Below are 17,292 nucleotides of genomic sequence, written 5' to 3' on the forward strand. Positions count from 1 at the left end.
ACCGGTCTCGTCATAAAAAAAATCTGGGCATCTGTGTGGAATTACCTCCTATTGTCCTGGAACAAAGTTTTAAATTATTCATACTCATTTTAAACCTCTTCGAACTTTTGTATATTTGGTAATGGCATGTAAATTGTAAAACAGAGAAATAAAACGATAACGATGAAAAAGTTAGTATTGATTTTGATCGCGTTCATGGGAGTGACCGTGTTGTCATACGCCCAGGACGGAAAGAAGCAGACTGAGCCGAAGAAAATTGAGCCGAAAGTGCAGCAAAAACCGATTCGCAAAATGATTAAATCGGAAGAAAAGAAAAAAGAAGAACCGATTAAAAAAGTCAATTAAGAAAGTCCCCCGAAACGGGGACTTTTTTTGAATCTGTTTGCGGATTTTATCGCTGGAATCAAGACTCGTTTTTCCGGGTTTTGTAACATATCACAATATCTGTTAAGAGTGTTTGAATAATCAGGTAAAATATTACCTTGTGTTCTGAAAACCATAAAATAATGTTGCTATGAACAAGTTAGTATTGATGTTAGCTGTGGCAATGGGTACAGCAGTTGTGTCTTACGCGCAGGAAGGAACAAAAAAGCAAGAGCCTAAGAAAACAACCGAGACCAAAAAGACCGAGCCTAAAAAAGACGAGAAAAAAGTTTCAACGGCTAAAACGGGTGAAAAACCGAAAACAGAAAGCAAACCTGCTTCTACAACCGGAACGAAGAAAACAGAACCGAAGAAGGAAGAGAAAAAAGAGCCTGCAAAAAAAATGTAATGCTCATTGGATACTGAAAAGCCGGCTGCGTGAAAACAAAGCCGGCTTTTTTATTTGATTCGCGCAATAAGCGGAAAAAATTTAGTTTAAAGAATTCCGAATTGCGTGAAATGATGTGTCAGATGCTTTTTGTTCAGCAAATCCCATTGTTCATAATTCAGTGGACCATAAAAGGCATGTACCGTTTTTAAATCCGGGTTTGCCGCAAACAACTCCTGGAATTCCAGGTAAGCTTCCACGAATTCGTCTACAGCCAGTTCCAGTTCTTCATTGCGCAGCGGTGTATCTGCTTTCGCAAAAGGAACTTCTATGTTGCGTGCCATCGGCTTATCGGAGTAGAGGAATGCAACCATGCGCTCGATTTTATCCTCCGGAATGATTAATTCCTGTGGCGCTTCGCCTGTCGCAATCCGGATCGTATCCGTCAAATGTTCCACCATGCGCTGAGCAGACATCTTTCCCCATTCGGGTGTTGTTTCCGGCGTCAATTTGTTTAAATGCGCCAATACGGATTCCAAATCAGTTTCAATAAACATATTATTCTGCTTTTAGGTTTTGACTTATCAGTTCCAGGTATCCCTTGCCGCACAGCACGGAAAGACTCTCCGGAACAATTTCGATATTGATTTCTTTGCGTACCTCAAATGGCTCGCCGTCGTAATGGGCAAGCTGCACATCCAGGATGATGCGTGCTTTTTTAAACGGGATGATTTTGATGTAACGCGAACCTTCGATCTTCTTGAAGAAAAAACGACCGATCACACCCATCGTACGCCACCAGGAAAACTTGCTTAGCAACACCAGCTCCATTTGCCCGTCAATCACGTTGGATTTGGGTGAAATGCAAAAGCCGTTTCCAAACTCAGACGAGTTGGCGATCGAACATAGCAGGAAATTGCCCTTGATCGTTTGATCCGGAAGCTGAATTTTCATCTTCGGAGGTTTGTAGGAGAAATATTCCTCGTAAACCAATTGGGTATATCCCCAGAAACCGCGGATGTGATACTCGTCGAAGCGCTTGGCAATAAACGCATCGAAGCCGTAGCCGCCCACTCCTAAGAATGGTTTGTCGTTTGCCAGCCCGGTGTCCATCCGGATGCTGTTGAATTCGTTGATGTTCTGAATAGCCTGCGGTGTTTTGAGCGGGATTTTCAAATGCCTTGCCAGTCCGTTTCCGGAACCGGTCGGGATAATTGCCAGGTGGCATTTCGTTCCCACCAAAGCTGTTCCCACTTCGTGTACCGAGCCGTCGCCGCCCACCGCACACACAATGTCAATGCCTTCTTCGGCAGATTCCCGTGCAATCGATTTGGCGTGCTGCTTGTATTGAGTAATCGCAATGTCATAATCAAACAGGTCATGATTCAAATGCTCCTCAATCATTTGGGGAACTTTTGCTTTCTTGACCCCGCCGGAAATCGGGTTAATTATGAAGCGAATTCTCTTTTTCATCGAACAACCGTCTGATTGTGGATTAAATCGTGATTATATCTTTGGATGATGGCCTTCAAACGGCTTGCCATTTTCTCTGCCTCTTCTTGATGGGAAGGTAAGAGATTTTGCGGATTTTCCGTGCGGATTGTGAAATTTACCAGGCTCCGGATCTTATCATTCGAGTAAATCAGCAGTTTGTCTCCGCGGAAATAGTAATATGCTCCTTCAAGATACGTAACCGCTTCGCGTGGTTCTTTGGAGAAATAACTGTTCCCGATGCTGTAGTATTTCGCTTTGATGTTGAGCAGGTCCAGAACCGTAGGCATAATATCTGCCTGCTGGAAAATCACCTTTTCCCGCTTTCTCGGTAGTTTCCCGCTCGGATCGTAGAACGCGATCGGGATGCGGTACATTTCCGTACGCTGGTTATACAATTCGCTGTTACTGGAAGGTGTGTGATCTGCTACCAGTACAAAAAGCGTTTTTTTGAACCATGGTTCCTTTTCCGCCTGTTCGAAAAACTTCTGCAAACTGATATCTCCGTAGTGGATGCTTTTAGCAATCGGATGCGGGCCTTTCTTCACTACCGAACGCCATTTTTCCGGCACAAAATACGGGTGGTGGGATGATAGCGTGAAGAGATTTCCCATAAAAGGAGCTTTCATTTTCGTGAGCTGTTTCGCAGTCCACGGGTTGAAATATTCATCGAGGATTCCCCAGGTTTTGTCAAAATGTGCGTCGTTGTTGTATTCAAAACGTCCGAAATATTCCTGGTAACCGAGCTGCGAAGCAAAACTGTTGAAGCGCATCGAACCGTTGGTGGCTCCGTGGTAGAATGCCGTGCTGTAGCCGTGTTTTTTCAGGATTCCCGGCAAACTTTCAATCTGGTTGTTGCAGTAAGCCGAAGAAATATACGGGTTGTCCATCAGGGTGGGCATCGATGCAGAGATTGTTGGGACGGCCTCAATGGATTTCTTCCCGTTAGAAATACCGTATTCGAAATACCAGCTTTGATCCAGCAGGGAGTCGAGGAACGGGGTGTAGGAAGTGGAATGATTGAATTTTCCCACCCATTCATTTCCGAAACTTTCCAGCATGATGATCATTACATTCGTTCCGTCGGGTAAAATATGTTGCGGCTGACTCACCCGGATCGGGTTGAAGAGTTTTTCAGCCTGCTTTTCGGAGAAATAGTGCTGTTCCGTCAGGTCGTCTTTTCCTATAGATTTCAGGAGTGTAAATGCCGAATTCAACACCAGTGCCGAGTTTTCGGGCTGGGTATAGAGTGTTGCATCGATCGAAGAAATCGGGCGCAGACCCAATCCGCCGCGACCCACCAGTACAAACAGCGGAATCACGATCGCAAAAACAATGAGTTCTTTTCGCAGAGACGATGGGGTCGGGTTCTTCAGGCGTTTGATACTGGTTCTCTGGTACAATTTAGCGAGTCCGTATACCCCGAAGATAAACAACAGGATCAGGAACCAGTAATCGGCAATGAAACTGGTGAGGAGCTGTCCCACGTCATTTCCTGCAGATACAATCACAAACAAATCGGCAGTAGAGCGTTTCAGCGTGAAATTGTAATACGCCGTGTCCATCAGGTTTAGCGCCACGATGAGCAATGCCGGGATAAAAAATGTAATGATTTTAATGCTTTTGACAACCAGGTTTCGCTGCCAGCGTTCGGGAATCAGGCTGAATACGATGAAAGGCATCAGGACCATTCCGATGGTGGAAAGATCGAACCAGATTCCGGCCAGCCAGTCGGTAAACCGGACGTGTGCAAAGGAGTCGAGATTATAGCAATAGAAGACGATTCGCGTGATGGTCATCAATAACAACAGAATCGCAATCCGGAGCAACAGGCTTTGCAACGTTATCGGGAGAGCATGACGCAGTTTCTTTCGCATAGGTACAAATGTAAACAACCTTTTTGAGGTAGAAGTTGTGTTTACGTTACTTAAAAATAGATAGCATTGAATTACCACATAGGAACATAGTGCACAATAGAACCGTGTCTAAGGGATGTTGTGTAAGGTTTTGTAAGCAGGATGCTATGTGGTCTGTGTGTCTATGTGGTTTTTTACCCTGTGCAGGGTATTGTTGAACTGGTCATACTAAAAAACAGTTAGGATCGAAGTTTTCAAAGTTCCTATCTTTGGCGCATGAAATATCTTGTATTCGGTCTTTTAGTGTTATGCTCCCGTGCTTATGCGCAGGAATTGGAAGCTTTCCGCATTTTTGATGCCAAAGGAAAAGAAGTGTCTTTCGGAAAAATGATGTCTGCTGTTTCTGTCAACCAGGTGGTGTTGTTCGGTGAGTTTCACGACAATCCCATTTCCCACTGGATGGAACTGAATGTGTTGCTGCAACTCAATAAAAAAGTGAAGGGCAATCAACTGGCGGTAGGTTTTGAAATGTTCGAACTGCACCAGGAGAAAGCGCTGGAAAAATACGTCTCCGGAAAATCATACAAGGCGCTCAAAGATTCTACTGAGTTGTGGACCAATTTCAAAACAGATTATAAACCGGTATTGGATTCTGCTATTTCATTCGGGAACGTTCCTTTTGCGGCAAATGTAACCCGGAAATATGCGAGTTTGATCTTTAAAAAAGGATTGGCAGCCCTGGATTCACTTCCTGAAAACGAGAAAAAATGGATGGCTCCGCTTCCTTTCCCCTTTGATTCTACACTTTCACAATACGTTGAATTGATCAATATGGGAAAAGAAATGCATGCTTCGGGAATGAATTTTGCGCTGGCGCAGGCAATCAAAGACGCAACGATGGGGTATTCGATCGTGCAGCAGTTAAAGAAAAGCCAGATGGTCTATTTCCTCAACGGCGCTTTCCATTCCGATTACCACCAGGGAATTATGTGGTATGTGCAGCGATATGCTCCGGGAACAAAGGTTGGAACGATCACTACCGTTTCTCAGAAAGACGTGCGAAAGCTACAGAAAGAACACTTGAATCGTGCGGATTTCATCATTGTGGTGAACGAGACGATGACATCTACGCATTAGAATTGACCATTGAAAATGTAAAATTGAAAAGGCAGGGAGTTATTAGAGAGTCAGGACTTCGGGAGTCAAGACAATAAGCGTTGAATTGGTCATGACTCTTGTCTCTGGATTCCTTGCCAGCTTCTCAATTGTCAATTCTCCATTATCAATTTAATTTCGAAAATTATTTCTTCATTTCATTAACCTGCTTCAACAGCTCGTTGTAATCTTCCAGCAGTTTCAGGTACTTGTTTTTCCAGTACTCTTTCGATTCGTTGTTGTACGGGTTTTCCGGATCTTCAAACGAATTCGGAGTAAGGGCGTTCAATTCCTTGATTTCTGCCGAAAAGTCGTGGTGGATAATTTTCCCGATTGCCAGGATGGTTTCGATGTCCACTTGCGGGTTGTCAAACATCAAATACATCCATCGGCGGCTTTTGCCGAGTTTTTGGGCAATGATCGTAATGGGAAACCCACTTTGCCTGATTACTTGTTCTACAATTTCTCCACGGTGCTGCATGGATGTAAAAATCTTTACCCGGATGGGTAGTATTTTTACCAATAATTACACGATAGAGAGAAATTGGTGTTGAAAATCAACGTTTTCAGGAACTAAGAAGTAGCCGGATTTTTTTCAAATCTGAGCACAGGTAATTACAAATGCCGAATTATGAATTGATTGTTATCAAAGACAAAGTCATTCGTAATTAGGAATTCGGCATTCGTAATTAAAAGAATCACTCTTTATTCACTTTCTTCAATAGTTCATTGTAATCCTCCAGTAGTTTGAGGTACTTATTCTTCCAGTATTCTTTTGACTGGTCGTTGTACTTGTCACGGGGATCAATTAAAACCGAATGATTAATCGTGTTCAGTTCCTTGATCTCTGATGAAAAGTCATGGTGGATAATTCTGCCGATCGCCAGGATGGTGTCGATATCAACCTGCGGGTTGTCGAACATCAAATACATCCATCTCCTGCTCTTGCCTAGTCTTTTGGCAATAACAGTGATCGGGAATCCACTTTGTCTGATTGCTTGTTCTGCTATTTCTCCACGGTGCTGCATGGGGTAAAATTCCTCACCCATACGAGTAATATATTTACCAATAATTACACATAAAAGAGAATGATTTTTTGTAACTTTCCTTATCGGTATTTCGGAGAGGTGTTCTTTGTTTTTATCACATGTGGGAAGGGGTTTGGGAAAATTGGAATTTTTCTTTCGAATTCAATATCTTTCAGTTGTAGCGCTGTTTTTTGAAATGACTGCTTGTCTTGTTTGCTGGGTGGTTCTTGTATGTAGATGTGAATCAGTTGTTTTGTGCTGTATTTGCTGGTTTGTGATCATTTTTGAAAAATAATTGCACAAAAATGCGCAATTATGAGAAATTTTTTTACATTTGCACCAGATACTACGACGATATGGATCGGGAAGAGGTGTGAATAGTTAGGTTCTTATTTGAGAACATACTTTTCCCGTGAATGTGCAGTGATCCGGATGCTTGTTTTGGCAAGTTCCGATTCGGATCGGCCAGTACGAATAAAGCTGCTTCATGCAGACAGAGCCCCACGTGTGCCTTACATTGAGTTGAAGGACCAATTCACTGAAACAATTTTCAGCGAAAGAAGAAAAAAATAGACACAGCAGAAATGGAAGTGCCGGTACATTTCCATGCATTCCGGCAGATTACCGGGCTCTCGGAATGCAGCTCCCTTTGCACATGCAGGCTGCCGAAAATGCGGGTGCGAAGATTTGAAAAACAGAGTAGGCATCACAATTAAATTTTTGCTTATGGCAACTAAAAATATGGAGTCGTTGAAATCGAAGAAGTTCGACTCTCAAAGCCTCGGAAGCGTGTTCGGTGGTCAAACCACTTACAGCGCTGCTTATATGACCCGTTATGACGGACGTGGCGGACAGGATGGTGATACAGCTGCTACAACTTACAATCCGCCAAACAAGCCGGCAGGGACTCAGGGTACAGATTACCTGTAGGGTCATATCCATCTCCCTGTCTCCGGTTTCGGAGGCAGGGTTACTTAAAAACACATATGACAACATAATGCGTTCGCAATTAAACCAACTTCTTTTAGTGGTGATGTCTTTATCAGGATGTGCCGTATATGGCCAGTCCCTGTTGAAAGAAACCCGACAGGACTCTATTTCCGTTTTCTTTGAAACGGGGAATTATACCATTAAAAAACCGCAGTTACTCCTTTCAAAAATAAACGGGATTGAAAAACAGGCCCTTGGAAAAATTATGCTGATCGGTTATACGGACTCGGTTGGAAGCCAGGAATCAAACCGGGCATTGGCTTCCCGCAGGATTCTGTCCGTATTGAAAATACTGGAAACATCCGCGTTGAAAGATTACCTGATAGATAGTCTGAATCTGAATGAAAGCAAAGATAAGGGAATGGTAAGCGGTGATTATTTCAGGCGGGTTGATGTGATCGTATACCAGGTGGAACCAAACTTTGTTTTGGATAAAACTGTCCGGTTGAACATTCAATTCCAGGGAGGAGGGGATTATGTGCTTGCAAGTTCTTTTGAATCGATGAAAGAGTTGCTGAGCGTCATGAAACTGGATCCGTCATTGAAGATCCGGTTGAACGGACATGTGTGTTGTGCACCCGATCAGTTATTATCCCTAAACAGGGCAAAGCGGGTAAAGAGTTTTCTGGTCAAAAATGGCATTGATGAGAAACGGATTGCTTGTTTCGGATACAGTAATAGCGTAAAACTGGTAGAAGAAGTGTCTCCGGAAGCACAAGCCATTAACCGCCGAGTTGAAGTTGTCTTTAGCAAAGACTAGCCCGTTTGGTTTTTTTGTATCATATAGTGCAGATTGAAATTAAATGAATGATGTAAAACTATTCAAAATGAAAAAGATCCTTTTCCTGTTCAGCTTCGTTGCAAGTCTTGGTGCTTCGGCTCAAATCAATCACATCGACTACAAAACGGACTGCGATTTGGCCTACCGCCTGGCGATTGACAGTTTGAATTACCCGAAATGTTTAACCCAGCTGTCAAAAGTGAACCGGAAATACGGGAAACTGTATTGCGAGGAATACATTCTCATGGCGCATTGCTATAAGCAAATGGGAAAGGAAACCAGGAGTGCAAAATGCCTGCGGAAAGCGTGGTCTAATTATGCCTTCGACCTGAGCTGCCTGGATCAGATGCCGGAAATCAGCCTGGAAAGTATCAATGCCGGCTATTCCAAAAAACAACAAAAAATCGTGCAGCAGGGTTATGACAACTTTCCAAAGTTGAACCGGAGGAATACCGATTCGCTGGGAGCCGTTTTGCAAACCATGCTGGACAGGGATCAGGCCCCGAGGTTGAAATTCTATACGGATTCGGTGATCGATACCAATGCCGTCAACCGTGAAATTATCCGGGTGGATTCGCTCAATTTGATTGAATTCCGCCGGATCATCTACCAACTGGGTTATCCGGGAGAGTGGATTTTGCCGGGCAATGTTTCCAGGGTGTTCGTCCTGCTGGTTCATTCTTCCTATAACCAATCTTTTTTCGACGAAATGAAACCGGTTTTCCTCCAGGAAGTCATCGCCGGGCGCATGCCGCCGAGTCATTACGCCCTGTGGCTTGACCGTCATTATTCGATGGTGCGCCTGCCGCAGCCTTACGGAATGCTGGCCATCCCAGGGAAAACGGATTTCACACCGGAACAGATTCGCGAAATTATTGCTAACCGGATGAAAATCGGGCTGATTAAAAACTGCCCGATTCCAACCAAAATGCTCTTTTTCCAATGATCCTGGTTTTTAGCGAACGGACAGATTTGAATACACGCCAGGTGTTGTCGTATTTGAATTACTACGAAGAACCGTTCGAAGTGTTCCTGGAAGACGATTTCATTGAACTGGAATATGGGATTGGCCCGACCTGTTTTGATTACGAGGTATATAAGAATCATCAATTTGTCTGCACTGCACACGAGATCAAGTCGGTTTGGTATCGCAGAACGGATATCCAGGTGTGCCGTTTCGGAAGCGGAATATTTTCCCAAAAGAGCCTTGAACACTACTCACGGGAACACATCAAAACGCGAAGCGAACAAATCCGGCGGTGTATGCATGGGCAGAAGTGCCTGGGGAAATTCGGGTTCGGGAACTACAATAAAGCGGAGTTCCTGGAGCAATGTACTTTGCTGCAAATCGACGTTCCAAAAACGCTGATCACGGGGTCGAAACGGAAACTGCGCGGATTTTGGGAAGCATGTGGCGGAAAAGTCATTACCAAATCGCTGGCTTATCCCTATGAATATGCCCAATCCAATGCTGCGGGAGAGATTGAGAGTTACCGCCTGGGGTATACCCTTTCGGTCGGTGAATCCGAATTGGATGTGCTCCCGGACTATTTTGATCTGAGCATTTTCCAGGAAAAACTGGAGAAGCAGTTTGAGATCCGAACGATCTACCTGGACGGAAAAACGTTTTCCCAGGCCATTTTTTCGCAAAGCAGGGAAGAAGCATTGCTGGATTATCGCCAGGGTTACGATTCGGGGATGAGAACCTGCAATTATACGCTTCCGGAATTCGTCGACAAGCAGGTGCGAAAACTCATGCACACACTCGATTTGAATTTCGGGTCTTTGGATATCGTGGTGACCACAGACAGGCGCTATGTCTTCCTGGAAGTGAACCCAAATGGTCAGTATGGAGCTGTTTCGGTCTCTGCAAATGCGAATGTGGATTACGAAGTGGCCCGCTTTTTAATGAATCAAACAGCATAACGAAAATACGATGGAAGGAATTGAAACAGCAGATGCGCTCTTGTCACAGGTTTATCCGAAGGCAGACTTTACAGCCAAAGACCGGGCAAAAAAAGACCGGGCGAATATCGCTATCGAACGGCTCAAAATGGATCGGCTGGAAAATTTGCTTGTGCCCGCACTGCCGGTTTCCTTACTGGTGAATCCAACAAAAAAGCTATGAAAAACGGCAGAAACGCACCGATCTTGAAATTGTATCCGAATGTGATTCCGGTAAAAGGGTACAATCGATCCCTGTTGATGGATTTGCAAAAGGGAACGCCTTATTTGGTTCCCAATTCACTGGTTGATTACCTGGAAACGCCGACAGCAGGCATGAAGGAGTACGAGGAATTCATTCTTCAAAATGAGTTGGGTTTGTTCGTTGATCCGGAACTTGGGGAATCTCTGGCTCCTCTTTCGCTGGAATATCACCCGGATTCGAAAATCAACAATGCCATTTTGGAATTGGATGCGTATTCTTCCTGGGATGTATCGTCCGTTTTGAAACAGCTGGATGCACTTGGAGCCCGGTTTCTGGAAATCCGTTTTTTGGATGTCGTGTCTTTCGAAAACCATTTTCCGGAGTTGAAAAAGAACCTGGACAATACTACGGTGGAATACCTCCGGATTGCGGTTCCGTTTTATCCGAAGTTGAAGGAATTCCTGGATTCTAACCTGCGGGAACGTTTCTTCCGCTTAAGTACGCTGGTTGTTTATAATGCAACCGCCGGATTTGAGCTTCAAACGGATTTTTACAACTTGTTGTTTACGCAGCAGGAATCGGTATCTCACGAACAGTGCGGCAATGTAGCGGTAGATTACTTTGTAATCAGCACGGAGGGATATGTCCGCAACCGGAATTACAACAGCTGCCTGGCGCATAAAATAAGTGTCGACAAAGATGGATTGATTTGCAATTGTCCTTCTGAAACGACCAAATACGGTAATCTGGATGTTGCTTCGCTGGAAGAAGTGCTTTCACAGGATGCGTTTAAGGATAAATGGATGCTCACGAAAGACGAGATCCTGGTTTGTTCGGTGTGTGAATTCCGATGGATTTGCAGTGACTGCCGGGCTTTTACTGTGAGTGACCTCAAAAACGGGAAACCTTCCAAATGTGGCTACAACCCGTTTATCAATTTGTGGGAAGGGGATGAAAATTACTTGTCGGAAGCGCAGTGCGGCGTTGTTGTTACTAACGGAGCAATGCAGGTAGATGACGCGTTGATTGCAGCACTGAATTTGACATTATGGGAATGAAAACACGATGTTATTACCTTCTTTTCCTGGCTTTTTTGTTTTGGGGAAAAGAAACTTCAGGACAGTCGCTTTTGAAAGAAACCCGGCTTGATTCCCTTTCCGTTTTCTTCGAATCGGGAAATGCGGAGGTTAAAAATCCGGACACATTGCTCAAGCGAATAAATAAACTGGAACAATCAGGCTCCGGAAAAATAATTCTGATCGGGTACACGGATTCGGTCGGGAGCATAGAATCCAACCGCACTTTGGCTTCGAAACGACTGCGGTCGGTTGCGGCGATTCTGAAATCCTCGCATGTGAAGCATTACGCGATAGACAGTATCAATAAAAACGAGAAACGCGGAAAGGGAAAACTGAATGATAATCAATTCCGGAGAGTAGACATTCTTATTTACAAGGTAGAACCTGATTTTGTACTGAACAAACCGATTGATTTGAACATTCAATTCCGGGTGGCGTCTGATTATGTTCTGGCAGGTTCGTATGAATCGATGCGGAAATTGCTTTTCATCATGAAATCGGACGATTCGCTGAAGATTAAACTGAACGGACATGTGTGCTGTGAACCCGATCAGTTATTGTCATTGAACCGGGCCAAGCGGGTCAAAAGTTTCCTCGTTCAGAATGGAATCGATGAAAAACGCATCACCTGTTTCGGCTTCAGCAATACCGTGAAACTCGTTGAAGAAACATCCCCGCAAAATCAGGCAATCAACCGAAGAGTCGAAGCTGTTTTCATAAAGTAATGCAGATGTCATTTCATCCGAATAGTGAACTAAAGTAAACAGCACCAGAAATTTCAAGATTGATGCATCTCTATGAGAGGGAGGGTCTTGGTGGTGTTTGTTCAAGTCATCGTGGGTTTCCCTGACGGCCCGGTGTGCCTGCGCTGAAGCTTCAGCATTGGGCGAGCTAAAAATGCGTGTAGTGTTCGACTGAGCCCACACCGAAGTCCGTGGCGAAGAAAAACTGCAGAATCCAAAGGTAAAAGAGATAACGTAAACAAAACTCCATGCGGAAATTTCCTTTTTACAGACAGCCTGACGGCATGGACTGCGGTCCGTCCTGTCTCAAAATGATCGCGAAGTTCTACGGAAGATCCATCGAATGGAGCGTTTTGAGAAGGTGGTCGGGAACGAATCGTGCCGGAAGTAGTTTGGACGGAATGAGTCACGCGGCGGAAAAGATCGGGTTTCGAACCCTGAGCGTGAAAGTTTGTTTGGAAGACTTGATTCAAAGTGCTCCGCTTCCGTGTATTTGTTTTTGGAACAAAAAGCATTATGTGGTTCTGTACAAAACCCGGAGAAACAAACTGTACGTTGCGGATCCTGCTCACGGACTTTTAACCTATACCAAACGCGAATTCCTGGACAACTGGATCGGAAAGCATGCCGGTGAACGAACGGAAGAAGGAATCTGCCTTTTGCTGGAATCTACACCCCGCATGCAGGAACAGGAATCCGATGATCCGGAAAATACTGCCGGGTTTTCCTTCCTGCTGGGTTATTTGAAACCGTACCGGAAACTGCTGTTCCAAATGGGAGCCGGATTGCTGGCGGCGAGTTTACTTCAGTTGATTTTCCCTTTTCTTACACAGAGTGTGGTGGATGTCGGGATTCAGAACAAAGACATTCGTTTCCTTTACCTGGTGCTGATCGGTCAGTTGTTTGTATTTATCGGTCGCACGGTGATTGAAATGATCCGTAACTGGTTGTTGCTTTATATGAGTTCCCGGATCAATATCACGCTGGTGTCTGATTTCCTGATCAAGTTGATGGGGCTTCCGATAGCGTTTTTCGATGTGAAACTCACCGGAGACCTGATGCTCCGGATTGGCGATCACGAACGGGTGGAGCAGTTGCTGACGAATCAATCGCTCCAGGTGCTGTTTTCCATCTTCAACTTGTTGATTTTCGGTTTTGTGCTTGCGTTATACAGCTTGCCGGTGTTTGGAATTTTCCTGCTCGGAACGGGGTTCTATTTTCTCTGGGTTGCCTATTTCATGAAGAAGCGCCGGAACCTGGATCACAAACGGTTTACGCAGATGAGCACCGAACAAGGTAAGATCGTGGAGTTGATTATGGGAATGCAGGAAATCAAACTGCACCATGCAGAGCGCCGGAAACGCTGGGGTTGGGAAGTGATCCAGGTTCGGTTATATAAATTGCGGATGAAAGGACTGCGTTTGGAGCAGATTCAAAGCAGCGGAGCGTCGTTTATCAATGAATTGAAGAACATTTTAATCGGATTTTACACGGCAAAACTGGTCGTCGATGGTCAGCTGACGTTGGGAATGATGCTTTCTGTTTCATACATTACCGGACAACTGAATGCCCCGGTTTCCCAGTTCCTGACGTTTATTTATTCCCTGCAGGATGCACGCATTTCGCTGGAACGCATGGCGGAAATTCACCGGCGCGAAGACGAAGAACCTGCTGATTCGGATCGTTTGCCGGATTTGCCCGATGATCACACACTCTGCCTGGAAAGGGTAAGTTTTACCTATCCGGGAATGACCAATCGGGTCTTGAGAGAGGTGAGTTTGACCATTCCTGCAAACAAGATTACAGCTATCGTAGGAGCCAGTGGAAGCGGAAAAACCACCCTGATGAAACTGCTGCTTCGGTTTTATGAGCCGGAAAGCGGGAAAATAGTACTCGGTGATACGGAACTGAGTTTGTTTACACAGCAGGTGTGGCGCAAGCACTGTGGTTCGGTGATGCAGGAAGGATTTATTTTCAATGATACCCTTGCCGGAAATATTGCGGTGAATGATGAGGTCATTGACAAGGTACGTTTGAAACGAGCTGTTGAAACGGCAAATATCCGCGAATTCATCGAAGCCCTGCCGCTCAGTTATCACACGAAGATCGGTGCGGATGGAATGGGTTTGAGCGGTGGACAAAAACAACGATTGTTCATTGCGCGGGCTGTCTACAAAAATCCCGATTTTCTCTTTTTTGATGAGGCCACCAGTGCGCTGGATGCTAATAACGAACAGATCATCATGGAAAACCTCGATACGTTTTTCAAAGGGCGAACGGTTGTGGTGATCGCACACCGCCTGAGTACAGTGAAGAACGCCGATCAGATCGTGGTAATGCACCAGGGAGAAGTGATCGAGATCGGAAATCATAACGATTTGCTCGAGCAGCGCGGCAGTTATTACAACCTGGTGAAAAATCAATTGGAGTTGGAAAAATTGAAAGTTGAGAAGTGATACTTCGACTTAGTTCGACACAATTCGACAAGCTCATTGCAAGTGCTCACTACAGGTCGCTCAGCATTTTAATTGACAATTGATAATTGAAAAGAATTTTTAATTGAACTACTTATAAAATCAAAAATCTTCGAATTACGGAGTGTTTCAGAGCAAAATAGAAGCATAATCATGACAGAAGAAGACGAAATACAAATTGAATTGAGGAGCGAACCGATGAATGAGCTGCTTTCCGAGCCGCCGTTTTGGGTGGTGCAGTCGGGAAGTACTTTGTTCCTGCTGGTGGTGGTGTTACTGGTCGGTCTTACCTGGTTGATCCGTTACCCGGATGAAGTTTCCGGTGATGTGGTTGTAACGAGTTCCAAAGCGCCGATCGAGCTTTCCAATCAACGGTATGTGCAGTTGAAATCACTGGTTGTTTCCGAAAACCAGGAAGTGGAAGCCGGAGAAGTAATCGCCCGTTTTGATAGTCATGCAAAGCCGGAAGATGTAGCTGTTGCCACAGTATATCTGGATCGATTGGAAGCATTTAAGGGGAAATTCGGAAATCAAATTCCGGTTTGTGAAACCGCTCTTGAACTGGGAACTTTCCGGGAGCAGTGGACTTTATTGCTTTCGAAGATTGGAGCATGGAATAGTGAGCATACCGGCAATCAGTTTCAGGAGGAACTGGCTTCGATCGAACGGGAAATTGCGTTCCGGAAACAACTCGAAGCAATCTCCCGGAAAAAGATCCAATTGTCGGAAACAGAATATATGCTGAGTCGTGAACAACTGGAAGGAAGTGAACGCCTGGCGGCACAACATGCGCTTTCCGGGCAAACCCTTTTGGAAGATAGACGTCTGGAAACACAAGCAGGCCAGGTGGTGCACGGGATGAAAGAACAAGCAGTGCAAAACCGGATTGCGCTGAACAGTTTGAGAAAAGATCGTTTGAGTATCCTGCATGAACAAGCATTGAAGGAACTACAGCAAACTGCTGAAATCCGTGTGAGTTTATCGGCATTGAGACAGGCGTTTGAGAACTGGGAAAAGGATGGAGTCTGGCTGGCTCCCTGTAAAGGAAAAATCGTGTTCAACAAAGTGTTGCAGGTAGATCGTTTTTACAAAGCCGATGAAGCATCATTGGTGATTGTTCCGGAAGGAAGCGGTTATTCGGCTTTGGGGAGCATTGCCAGTTCCGGTGCGGGGAAAGTGCGGCCGGGTCAGAAAGCTTTTGTCGAACTGACTGATTTTCCAGCGGCTGAATTTGGAATGCTGGAAGGAAAAGTTGGTTCCCTGACTCAGATCGACAAGGGTGGAAAGTATGAAGTGAAAATTAATCTGCCATCCGGTTTGAAAACGACTTACCGGAAACAACTTCCATTCCGGGTGCAACTGAAAGGAAAAGTGAAAATCATCATTCGGGAAAAACGTTTACTGGAACGTTTCTTCGAACAGTTAAGTGGCCTTTTGTGATGAAACAGGTGCTTTGGGTGGTATTTGCCGGATTTTGTTTCGCCGTCAGCGGGCAGGAAATCCTCACACTTCAGGAATGCCTGAACCGGGTTGAAAACAACACGCTCCAAATAGCATCCGAATCTGCTTCCCTGCGTGCTTCGCACCTGGATCGTACGTTTCATTGGTGGAGCCTGCTTCCGGATTTAAGTGCAAATACCGGCTTTACTACTTCTTTTGGTCGGAGATTGGATCCGTTCACGAATACCTTTGCCACGAGTTCTGTCAATTCGCAATCTTTTGGTTTGAACTCCGGAATCACGTTGTTTAACGGGTTGAATTATTTCCATAAGCGCAAAGTATTTGCTTCTTCGATCCGACTGGATGAAATTCAACTGGAAAGCCGGAAGAACGAATTGAAAACAGAGGTTGCGGCATTGTATGTCCTGCTTTGTCAACTTTCTTCCCAACTTCAACTGGCAGATGTGCGGATCGAAAAATACATCCAGCTTCAACGACTTCAGTTATTGCTCCTGCATGAAGGAAGGATTACGGAAATCGACACGCTGAAGACCCGGAATGGGTTGCTTGAAGCGCGTGTTGTGAAACGCGATTTGTCGGGCGAGTTGAAACGCAAGGTTCTGCAACTCAACTTCCTGATCGGAATGCCTTTGTCGACCGCTTATTCGTTTGATCCGGCTTCTATTTCCGCAGTTTTCGATAAACTGAAGTTGACGGAATCATTCGCCCTGGAAATCCTGGCCGTGGAATCGGGGCTTGTAGCGGACCAGTTCAAATCCGACCGGACGAAGCTGTTGCCGACCTTATCTCTGAGCGGTCTTTTGGGAACCGGTTTTTCTACCAATAACAAAGATTACCTGTTTCCCGGCAATCCCACCAAACCCTACCGGGATCAGTTGAACCAAAATCTGTATGAGGGAATCGGTCTGTATCTGAGCGTGCCTTTATTTAACCGCGGAGCATGGTTTAAGAGCAAACAGCTGAATGTCATCCGCCAGGAAGAAATCAGTCTTCAGCAGCAACTGACCACATTTTCCCTGGAAAAACAACAAGCCGAACTCTTTCAAAAACGCCTGGATTATACCGCTAAACTGGATCACATCCGGGAGTCGGCTCAAAATCTCGAAGCCATTTATTCCATGACGCTGCTGCTGTACGCAGAAGGTCGTGCGAGCTACACGGAAATCGAAACCGCTTTGATGGAATGGCAGCAAAAAATGGCTGAATGGGAAGCATTGCGTCTGGAACTGGAGTTGGTGAAGTTGTGGGAGTGAGGAGTCTGGTTCCGGATTTTAGATGCAAATCTGTTGAAAATGTAACCAATATAGATTATTCTTTTATCTTTGTGTCACTAA

Annotated in this window: 18 protein-coding genes; 13 read left to right on the forward strand and 5 right to left on the reverse strand. The window is 45.0% G+C overall.

From position 1 onward, the window contains the following. Window positions 1-162: 162 nt before the first annotated feature. Window positions 163-345, forward strand: coding sequence for a hypothetical protein (locus ABDV94_RS16670; protein WP_343748350.1), 183 nt, complete (start codon window positions 163-165; stop codon window positions 343-345). Between the two features lie 169 nt (window positions 346-514). After that, a complete protein-coding gene (locus ABDV94_RS16675) occupies window positions 515-772 on the forward strand; it encodes a hypothetical protein (RefSeq protein ID WP_343748351.1) in 258 nt (85 codons plus the stop codon). A gap of 86 nt (window positions 773-858) precedes the next feature. Here ABDV94_RS16675 and ABDV94_RS16680 read toward each other — a convergent pair whose 3' ends face one another. Genes ABDV94_RS16680 through ABDV94_RS16690 form a run of 3 tightly spaced genes read right to left on the reverse strand, consistent with a single transcriptional unit; the run spans window position 859 to window position 4,119 of the window. Beyond that, window positions 859-1,308 (reverse strand): DUF1569 domain-containing protein, encoded by a 450-nt coding sequence (locus tag ABDV94_RS16680; RefSeq protein WP_343748352.1) that lies wholly within the window; start codon window positions 1,306-1,308, stop codon window positions 859-861. Window position 1,309: 1 nt separating this feature from the next. Beyond that, window positions 1,310-2,224: a diacylglycerol kinase family protein gene (locus tag ABDV94_RS16685; protein ID WP_343748353.1), complete on the reverse strand. Its 915-nt coding sequence runs from the start codon at window positions 2,222-2,224 to the stop codon at window positions 1,310-1,312. After that, the gene (locus tag ABDV94_RS16690) at window positions 2,221-4,119 is read right to left on the reverse strand and encodes a sulfatase-like hydrolase/transferase (RefSeq protein WP_343748354.1); all 1,899 of its coding nucleotides are present in this window, start codon (window positions 4,117-4,119) and stop codon (window positions 2,221-2,223) included. The genes ABDV94_RS16685 and ABDV94_RS16690 overlap by 4 nt, the downstream gene beginning before the upstream one ends. Before the next feature lie 255 nt (window positions 4,120-4,374). Here ABDV94_RS16690 and ABDV94_RS16695 point away from each other — a divergent pair, with 255 nt between their 5' ends. Continuing rightward, window positions 4,375-5,235, forward strand: a complete 861-nt coding sequence (locus ABDV94_RS16695; RefSeq protein WP_343748355.1) for a ChaN family lipoprotein — start codon at window positions 4,375-4,377, stop codon at window positions 5,233-5,235. A 163-nt stretch (window positions 5,236-5,398) separates the two neighbouring features. Here the strand turns inward: ABDV94_RS16695 and ABDV94_RS16700 are convergent, their stop codons facing one another. Together ABDV94_RS16700 and ABDV94_RS16705 are read right to left on the reverse strand one after the other, a co-directional pair. Then, on the reverse strand, window positions 5,399-5,734 hold the full coding sequence (locus tag ABDV94_RS16700) for a hypothetical protein (protein WP_343748356.1): 336 nt from the start codon (window positions 5,732-5,734) through the stop codon (window positions 5,399-5,401). Window positions 5,735-5,951: 217 nt separating this feature from the next. Continuing rightward, a complete protein-coding gene (locus ABDV94_RS16705) occupies window positions 5,952-6,302 on the reverse strand; it encodes a hypothetical protein (RefSeq protein ID WP_343748357.1) in 351 nt (116 codons plus the stop codon). A 705-nt stretch (window positions 6,303-7,007) separates the two neighbouring features. On the opposite strand from ABDV94_RS16705, the gene ABDV94_RS16710 reads away from it, so the two are divergent. The 10 genes from ABDV94_RS16710 (at window position 7,008) to ABDV94_RS16755 (ending at window position 17,211) form a co-directional block, all read left to right on the forward strand. Continuing rightward, window positions 7,008-7,211, forward strand: coding sequence for a hypothetical protein (locus ABDV94_RS16710; protein WP_343748358.1), 204 nt, complete (start codon window positions 7,008-7,010; stop codon window positions 7,209-7,211). A 67-nt stretch (window positions 7,212-7,278) separates the two neighbouring features. Then, window positions 7,279-8,031 (forward strand): OmpA family protein, encoded by a 753-nt coding sequence (locus tag ABDV94_RS16715; RefSeq protein ID WP_343748359.1) that lies wholly within the window; start codon window positions 7,279-7,281, stop codon window positions 8,029-8,031. Window positions 8,032-8,098: 67 nt separating this feature from the next. Beyond that, window positions 8,099-8,998, forward strand: coding sequence for a hypothetical protein (locus ABDV94_RS16720; protein WP_343748360.1), 900 nt, complete (start codon window positions 8,099-8,101; stop codon window positions 8,996-8,998). Further along, complete coding sequence (locus ABDV94_RS16725; protein ID WP_343748361.1) at window positions 8,995-9,978, forward strand: hypothetical protein; 984 nt, start codon at window positions 8,995-8,997, stop codon at window positions 9,976-9,978. Before ABDV94_RS16720 ends, ABDV94_RS16725 begins: the two co-directional genes overlap by 4 nt. A gap of 10 nt (window positions 9,979-9,988) precedes the next feature. Then, the gene (locus ABDV94_RS16730) at window positions 9,989-10,180 is read left to right on the forward strand and encodes a hypothetical protein (RefSeq protein ID WP_343748362.1); all 192 of its coding nucleotides are present in this window, start codon (window positions 9,989-9,991) and stop codon (window positions 10,178-10,180) included. Next, on the forward strand, window positions 10,177-11,259 hold the full coding sequence (gene gwsS, locus ABDV94_RS16735; protein WP_343748363.1) for a grasp-with-spasm system SPASM domain peptide maturase: 1,083 nt from the start codon (window positions 10,177-10,179) through the stop codon (window positions 11,257-11,259). The genes ABDV94_RS16730 and gwsS overlap by 4 nt, the downstream gene beginning before the upstream one ends. Continuing rightward, a complete protein-coding gene (locus ABDV94_RS16740) occupies window positions 11,256-12,005 on the forward strand; it encodes an OmpA family protein (protein ID WP_343748364.1) in 750 nt (249 codons plus the stop codon). The genes gwsS and ABDV94_RS16740 overlap by 4 nt, the downstream gene beginning before the upstream one ends. 266 nt (window positions 12,006-12,271) lie before the next feature. Next, the gene (locus ABDV94_RS16745) at window positions 12,272-14,479 is read left to right on the forward strand and encodes a peptidase domain-containing ABC transporter (protein WP_343748365.1); all 2,208 of its coding nucleotides are present in this window, start codon (window positions 12,272-12,274) and stop codon (window positions 14,477-14,479) included. A gap of 171 nt (window positions 14,480-14,650) precedes the next feature. Then, window positions 14,651-15,937 (forward strand): hypothetical protein, encoded by a 1,287-nt coding sequence (locus ABDV94_RS16750; protein ID WP_343748366.1) that lies wholly within the window; start codon window positions 14,651-14,653, stop codon window positions 15,935-15,937. Beyond that, on the forward strand, window positions 15,937-17,211 hold the full coding sequence (locus ABDV94_RS16755) for a TolC family protein (RefSeq protein WP_343748367.1): 1,275 nt from the start codon (window positions 15,937-15,939) through the stop codon (window positions 17,209-17,211). The genes ABDV94_RS16750 and ABDV94_RS16755 overlap by 1 nt, the downstream gene beginning before the upstream one ends. Window positions 17,212-17,292 lie beyond the last annotated feature (81 nt).

Source organism: Fluviicola sp., from assembly GCF_039596355.1.
Classification (GTDB): Bacteria; Bacteroidota; Bacteroidia; order Flavobacteriales_D; family Crocinitomicaceae; genus Fluviicola.